Raw genomic sequence first — 7,128 nt, forward strand, 5'->3', positions numbered from 1 at the left:
GTGGGAATTAGATGATTATTGGTGTACCTAAGGAAATAAAAGTAATGGAGAATCGTGTCGCGTTAACGCCTGCAAGTGCTAGTGTTTTAATTGCTGAGGGACATACAGTGCTAATTGAATCGAACGCAGGTCTTGGTTCAAATTTTACAGATAAGCAATATATGGAGTCCGGTGCAACAATTGTTCCAACAGCGAAGGATGCATGGGCTGCAGAAATGGTCATGAAAGTAAAAGAACCGATCGCTTCGGAATACGATTATTTTTACAAGGGGCAAATATTATTTACTTACTTACATCTAGCAGCCGATGAAGCATTAACGAAGGCGTTATTAGAAAAGGGAGTGGTGGCCATTGCCTATGAAACGGTCCAACTTGCAGATGGTAGCCTGCCGCTACTTGCTCCAATGTCAGAAGTTGCTGGACGAATGGCTGCGCAAATCGGTGCACATTATTTAGAAAAAACAAATGGCGGTAAAGGCATATTACTAAGTGGCGTGCCAGGTGTAGCAAAGGGCAATGTAACCATTATAGGTGGTGGAGTTGTAGGCTATAGTGCAGCAAAAATTGCTGTAGGGTTAGGTGCAAACGTAACCATTCTAGATGTTAATCCGGCACGCCTACGCCAGCTTGAAGAGATTTTCGGTGATAGTATTCAAACGTTAATATCGAATAGCTTTAATATTGCAGAACAACTCAAAACAGCTGACTTGGTTATTGGTGCAGTACTTATTCCTGGTGCTAAAGCGCCACGACTCGTCACGGAGGACATGGTTAAGGATATGCAGCCAGCCTCTGTTATCGTAGACGTAGCTATTGACCAAGGTGGAATTGTGGAAACAGCAGACCATGTGACAACACACGATCATCCAACATACGAAAAGCATGGTGTTGTGCATTATGCAGTAGGTAATATGCCAGGTGCGGTGCCAAAAACATCGTCCATGGCTTTAACAAATGTGACATTGCCGTATGCGCTACAAATTGCAGCAAATGGTTATAAGGAAGCACTATTACAAAACGAAGCATTACGAAAAGGCTTGAATGTTTATCAAGGTAAGATTACGATGAGTAAGGTTGCTGAAGCATTACAGCTACCATATGAAAGTGCAGAGGACCTTCTAAAAGGTCAGCTTGTATTATAGCACTCTAAAAGTGAAGGATTTAATAATATTAAACAGCCTGAGTTCGGTAGTTAGGGACTCAGGCTTTTAATGAGGAATAAATTCAGAAAAATACCTCCAAGATGGCAGCTTATCCCTATCTGTCTTGGAGGTATCTTATCTATGTCGACGGTAAAGCAACTGTGTTAAATGATATGTTCTTCCTCAAGCTCATTTTTAATGACGCGATTCCTCGCTTCATTTACTTTTTTCCAAACAAAATAACAGATGGAAATGAAGAGTAGCCATGGGAAACCAACAAGTAATGTTGCCTTAAAGTCAGGAGAAAACCATGTTGATAATACAACTGAAGCTAATAAAACGGCACCTAGGATTGTTAAATAAGGATAACCAATCATACGTACTGGCAGTTTTTCTCCATCTTTTGCCTTGTATTTTTTACGGAAAAATAAATGGGTGATAAAAATCATAAACCATGCAAACATTGCACCAAAGCTTGATATTGAAATCATAAGCGATAAAGCTGATTCTGGCTTAAAAATAGAGAATACTGTCGCAATGACAATACCGATAATAGATGCAAACAATGCCTTCGTGGGTACTTGTCTTTTGTTGAGCTCACCTAATTTCTTTGGCGCAAAGCCACCTCTTGAAAGTGAGAACATCATGCGAGTTGAAATGTAAAGCTGGCTATTCATAGCCGAAAGCGCCGCAATTAGGACAACAAAGTTCATGACGGATGCCGCACCAGGAATATTCAAAATCTCCATTACTTTAACGAATGGACTTTTGTCTGCACCAGCCATTCCCCAAGGAACAATCATGAGCATCAGGATAAGCGTGACAATATAGAATAAAATTAGACGTATTACTGCTGATTTTAATGCTATTGGGACAGCTTTCCTTGGATCCTCAGCCTCCCCAGCACTTACTGCAATCATTTCAATACTTAAGTAACTAAATAATGAGATAAAAATCCCCATCCACATACCCCAGAAGCCATGTGGGAAAAAGCCTCCATCATTAAAATAGTTTTGTATACCAATGTTGGAAGAGCTATCTGCTCCAAAAATAACAACCGTAGCTAAAATAATAAAGCCGACAATCGCGACGATTTTAACAACCGAGAACCAATATTCTACAGCACCGAATAATTTTACTGTGGTAGCGTTTACATAAAGCAGTATAGCAGCAAACAATATAATCCACACAGCATTTGGTACACTTGGGAACCAGTAGCGCATATAAAGTGCAACCGCTGTGACCTCTGTACCAATTGAGCAAATTAATGCAAACCAATAAGAATATCGAATAGCAAAGCCGGACCATGAATTTACATATTTTTCAGCATAAGCACCGAATGAACCAGTTGTAGGATGTGCAACCGTCATTTCAGCAAGACAACCCATTAATAATAGTGCGATCAAAGCTCCTACAGCGTAACTAAGAATAACACTTGGACCAGCGAGACCAATTGCTAAACTACTGCCAAGAAATAACCCAGTTCCAATCGCACCTCCTATGGCAATCATCGTGATTTGCTTCGTTTTTAACCCCTTATTTAAACCTTTCTCACGCTCCATAATGTCTTCCATACTGTGATTGTTTTTAACCATTCTTTCAGCCCCTTTGTGTAGATAATACCTTTCATAGATCAACTTCTTTCTGTCATTGCTATAAATCTTGTGAATATAAGCATATACTAATTTAAAAATGACACAGTGTCAATATTATGCGTCATGATTTGCTGAATAATGTCGTATTTTTCTGTTTAGTGTATGTATATTGGTTTGAGGGTTTTAATAAAAATGAAAGATATATCAATTATATTAAGGTGTTTAAATGTATAACTATCCTTTTCATTGAAAAAAGACATTCGTATCAATAATTGATATATTATCAATTTTCGAAGGAAATATAACATTGATAGATGAACTACATATAAAAAAGCCTTTGAGGAAAGTAACCTACAAAGACCTCCTTTCTTTTTATACAGCCATTTCTTGAATGATGGTAAAGTGATGCCTTTCATGAATAGCCAACAACTGAATCTCTTGAATAAGATTAATAGTGGGCAATTGCTGTATGTAGCTCTTCTGAATCAAATGGAGGTGATAAAAGTGTTCACCAATGGAGCTTTTCCCTCATGTGTTACTCGCCATAGTTCTTCCTGTGATAATAAATGAGTAGCTTGTAGGTAAGGTTCGTTGCTCCTGTCATGTTTAAAAATATTTGGCTATATTGTTAGATTCCATTCACCTCATTCCTACTTTATGGAATTTGTTAACAATGTACATTAAATGCACTTCATTATGGTCGATAAAAATGAAAAGTATTTTGGGAGGGAAAAGAATGAATATTAGGCTTTTAACAGCAGCAGATGCCGAAGTTTATCGAGAATTGAGATTGGAAGGACTTCAAACGAATCCAGAGGCATTTGGCTCTAGCTTTGAGGAAGAAAAGGATATATCGCTTGAGTCGTTTGCAAGTAGAATCGAAGGGCAGGGAACATTTACAATTGGGGCATTTAACCAGGGGGATTTGCTTGGAGTAGCGACATTAGTGCAAGCAAATAAAGTGAAGCTCAAGCACAAAGCGAGCATTTTTGCTGTCTATGTTTCTCCCAAAAAACGGGGATTGGGCATAGGAAAGCAACTAATGGTAGAAGTGATCAATCAAGCAAAGACATTAGTAGATGTCGAGCAGATTAATTTAACAGTTGTTTCTTCCAATGAATCAGCAAAAGGTTTATACACATCGTTAGGCTTTCGCGTTTTTGGAACAGAGCGAAACGCCTTAAAAATAGGACAGCAATATTTTGATGAGGATTATATGGTACTGTTTTTCTGAAAAAGAAAAAGCCTTTGAAGTATGCACATTCAAAGGCTTCAATTTAATATGGTGAGTATCAAAGGAACAATGAAAATAATGCAAAATATAAAAGAATGGCTGTCGTAAAAAGAATAAGTAAAGAGCTAACAATGCCCACTTTCTTTATAAGTAACCATATACTTAGCAAGATAACAATGACCGATAATGGGAGTGCTAGCCAAAATCCAAGAATCCCCAAGTATTCAATCATAATGGGGAATGAATCGTGAAAGTAATTATAGGGAATATCTAGCATGAGAAAAATGGTCACTATAAGATCCATAAAATTCCCCCCATCTAACTATTTGTTCTTACATATATGGTATGCAAATGCACGCTTAAGTCACACGGCAGTACTCTAAAAAGGGTACTGCCTTCAAATAAAAAGATGCCTTTGAAGGAATTACTCCTTCAAAGGCATTTTCTATAAGTCCTTGTTTATGAAGCTACGCTCAATAAAAGCAAATAAATAAACAGAAAGATAAAAGTAACATGCCTAAGCTTATAACAAATAAGCCCATTCCTGACCAACTACCGATGATCAATGAAAGGAGAACAATATTCCGAAGACAACAAGTGTTAGCTTTATAGCTTTTCTTTTATTTTTTATAACAAACATGGTTATTCCAAATACTAACATATTAGCAAAAAAACCTATCCCAATTGGAATTAGAATATCCATCTCCGTATTCAAATCCTTTCAATTAATAAGTTTTAGCTAAATACCTAAGGTCTCAACTCCAACAGCTCTTACTGTTTATTATACTAAAAATGGTAACAGAAATTTCAATGATCTAAAAACAAGAAAAATACTCCCTTTAAAAGGTAAACACAGGTGTTTTTAAGGGGAGTATTTAAATTGCCTTTTTACGATGATGGGTGCCTTCACAATTTATTTCAATTGAATAAAACCATTCCCAACCTCATTAATGGAGAAGTGGTCCAATGAAAGAGCGTGAGTTAACAAGTAGTCATATACATACATTGGAATCAAATGGGGTTCACAATGTTTGATTATTTTTATGATAAGTGCAGCAGCACCGGCAACAAACGGAGCTGCCATAGAGGTTCCTGTCAATTCTACATAATCACTGTTTAAATGCGTAGATAATATATTTTCACCAGGCCCTACAAAATCTAAATTTACATTCGTATTAGAAAATTTTGAAGGCGTGTCTGTTTCAGATATAGAGCCGACTTGAATTACTTCCTTGTAAAAACCAGGGTATGATATTTCGATAGTTGCACTTTCTCCATCGCCTTCATTTCCCGCTGCTGCAACTAATACTATACCTTTTGAACGTGCATATTTTATGGCTTTATGCAATTCTTCATTTGGTTCTGGGCTGCCGAGTGACATATTAATAATGTTTACTTTTTCTCCATTAGGTCCAGTCCAATTAACTGCATACATAATCGCCTTAATCAAACTCTCAAAGCTTCCTCTTCCTTTGTGATTTATTACTTTTAATATAAGAAGTTTACTTTTTGGCGCAATACCTGTGATTCCCTTGCCATTATCAACAGCAGCTATAATTCCAGATACATGCGTGCCATGTCCAAGATAATCTTTAAATATTGAAGGATTACCTTCATCATCATCAGTGAAATTATAGCCATCCATAATATTATCCTTTAAACTTGGATGGTCTACTTGAACTCCGCTATCTATTACTGCAACAACAGATGATGAACCTTGATTCGTTTCCTCCCACAAATCCCTTGCTCGAATTTTATCTAAGTTATCTGGAACTACATTTAAAACTTTAAACAACTTGACCACTTTTACCCTCTCTAAAATGATTTCATATTTCATTTTTGTCATCTCCTTTTAAATAATAAAGTGTTAGAAGGAAGATGATAATAAATAAAAAGGAGAAATTCGCTCAATATAAAACAAAAATCCACCCCTGAAATGTTAGTAAAAGTCTAACATTTTCGGAGGTAGATTAAATTGAATATTTCTCATATAAAATTGAGTATTCTGTTTCTATTATTAAGCAATATTAAAGAATAAATCTTTTGCTTTTTGGACCGATTTTTCCACCTTTTACTAACCAATTCGAAAAACTTTGACTTTGTTTGAAATGCATAAGGTAGTCCAATAAACAACCAAAAAAGAGAAGCATACACCAATAAAAATATAAGTAATCCTATCCATATACCTTTTATCTGAAAACTAATAAAAATGCTAGAAAACATAATAAGTAAATGTATTATAATTATTCTCTTATAGGCTAACAAGAATCTACACTCCTATTTTAATTATAATATTATTGGTGAGGAAATATTAACTTTATAACTTGTTATTTCTATTTAGCAAAACCCTAATAATTTACAACCTGGTCCACATGTGATCTTATTTTCGCTAAGGCACACTAATCCAAAAACAGCTGCACAAATAAATGGACACGCTACAGTACCGATTGGAGCACAAGCTACCATACAAGCTGCTGTACCAGCTAAGGTACATCCTAAACCTTGGATAGTGTCACAAACAGTAGTACAGATAGTACAATTTGACCACATTAGATTAAGTTCATTATTTTGTGTAGAAGAACGTAATTCATTGACATCATATAATGGGTTTGTGTGCCATTCATAATCGAAATACTCTCCATTAATCTTAATAGTTACAATTGGGAATAAATCTACTCCAACAGATTGTGTAACTTCGATTTACACTTGAATGACCATGGAAATGCGAAACAGCTTTAAATTCTGCGTTTCAGACAGTAAAAGTAATTACTGTCTGAAGTTCTTCCATAACTAGGCTCATAAGCACCAAATACAAAAAAGCAAGAACCAACAATCCAATTTATATACTTTTCATCTATATAGCCTTAAAAATACTAAGGATTATTATAAGAAGATATAGTATAGCTATTCTTTGTAGGCTATCATAAAATTCCTCTCATTCCGACTTTTAAAGATAAATTTTGGTTCTTTTAAGGTTTATTAAATCCATAAAAAGCCATTAGATAAATCCCGATAAACACTACTAATATAAACGAATTAAGGACAACTAAAATCATACGAGTGGGTCCCTTTATCCCTAAAATAGCAAATATTAGTCCTGAAATTCCTAAAATAAATGGAATTGATATGCTTATTCCCAGAATGTATTGTGGAGCCA

Annotated in this window: 6 protein-coding genes; 2 read left to right on the plus strand and 4 right to left on the minus strand. The window is 35.7% G+C overall.

The features are described from left to right. The first annotated feature begins 11 nt into the window (after positions 1-11). Positions 12-1,142, plus strand: coding sequence for an alanine dehydrogenase (gene ald / locus RT445_RS11425; protein ID WP_274794323.1), 1,131 nt, complete (start codon positions 12-14; stop codon positions 1,140-1,142). A 164-nt stretch (positions 1,143-1,306) separates the two neighbouring features. Here the strand turns inward: ald and RT445_RS11430 are convergent, their stop codons facing one another. Continuing rightward, positions 1,307-2,737, minus strand: coding sequence for an amino acid permease (locus RT445_RS11430; protein WP_274794322.1), 1,431 nt, complete (start codon positions 2,735-2,737; stop codon positions 1,307-1,309). Positions 2,738-3,473: 736 nt separating this feature from the next. Here RT445_RS11430 and RT445_RS11435 point away from each other — a divergent pair. Beyond that, positions 3,474-3,971: a GNAT family N-acetyltransferase gene (locus RT445_RS11435; RefSeq protein WP_313470616.1), complete on the plus strand. Its 498-nt coding sequence runs from the start codon at positions 3,474-3,476 to the stop codon at positions 3,969-3,971. Positions 3,972-4,029: 58 nt separating this feature from the next. On the opposite strand, the gene RT445_RS11440 is transcribed toward RT445_RS11435, so the two are convergent. The 3 genes from RT445_RS11440 to RT445_RS11450 all read right to left on the minus strand — a co-directional run. Next, the gene (locus tag RT445_RS11440) at positions 4,030-4,275 is read right to left on the minus strand and encodes a hypothetical protein (RefSeq protein ID WP_312505918.1); all 246 of its coding nucleotides are present in this window, start codon (positions 4,273-4,275) and stop codon (positions 4,030-4,032) included. A gap of 609 nt (positions 4,276-4,884) precedes the next feature. Further along, positions 4,885-5,808 (minus strand): S8 family peptidase, encoded by a 924-nt coding sequence (locus RT445_RS11445; RefSeq protein ID WP_313470617.1) that lies wholly within the window; start codon positions 5,806-5,808, stop codon positions 4,885-4,887. A gap of 1,132 nt (positions 5,809-6,940) precedes the next feature. Continuing rightward, the coding region (locus RT445_RS11450; RefSeq protein ID WP_313470619.1) for a hypothetical protein at positions 6,941-7,128 on the minus strand (188 nt) is incomplete at its 5' end.

Origin of the sequence: Lysinibacillus sp. (genome assembly GCF_032093475.1) — a bacterium.
GTDB classification, from domain to species: domain Bacteria; phylum Bacillota; class Bacilli; order Bacillales_A; family Planococcaceae; genus Lysinibacillus; species Lysinibacillus irui.